We start from the raw sequence: 434 nt of genomic DNA on the forward strand, positions 1-434 counted from the left end.
GCATGATATACAGCCCTGCCACACAAGACGCTGCCAAAAACAAGCTAAGCGGGACATCTTTTTCAGGGCGATGAAATTCCTCAGCCAACGGGGTAATCATTTCCCAGCCTACAAAGGAGAAAAAAATCATAACTGAAACAGATCCCGCGGCAGACCAGCCATGTGGAAGAAACGGCTTGAATTGTGCTATCGTGACGTGTGGCAATGACACAGCAATAGAAGTGACAAGCAGAAATACGATGACACATATAACGAGTGTACTGATGTTTGCGGATAGTTGAATCCCTCTCATATGAAGCAAAATAGAGATAGCCAGCATGCAACCAGCAATCGATGTAATCTGCCAATCCGCCGCCTCTGTGACGTAACTGACGTAATGCGCGCCAGTCAAAGCGATGATGGGAACGCCGATCGGAACGGACCCTAACATGATC

At 47.7% G+C, this 434-nt stretch carries 1 protein-coding gene; it reads right to left on the minus strand.

Annotated features, from left to right (window positions below):
* A partial coding sequence (locus tag RVS70_RS22565; RefSeq protein ID WP_321134972.1) for an amino acid permease occupies positions 1 to 434 on the minus strand: 434 nt, incomplete at both ends.

Origin of the sequence: Virgibacillus sp. M23 (genome assembly GCF_034190895.1) — a bacterium.
GTDB classification, from domain to species: domain Bacteria; phylum Bacillota; class Bacilli; order Bacillales; family Amphibacillaceae; genus Virgibacillus; species Virgibacillus salarius.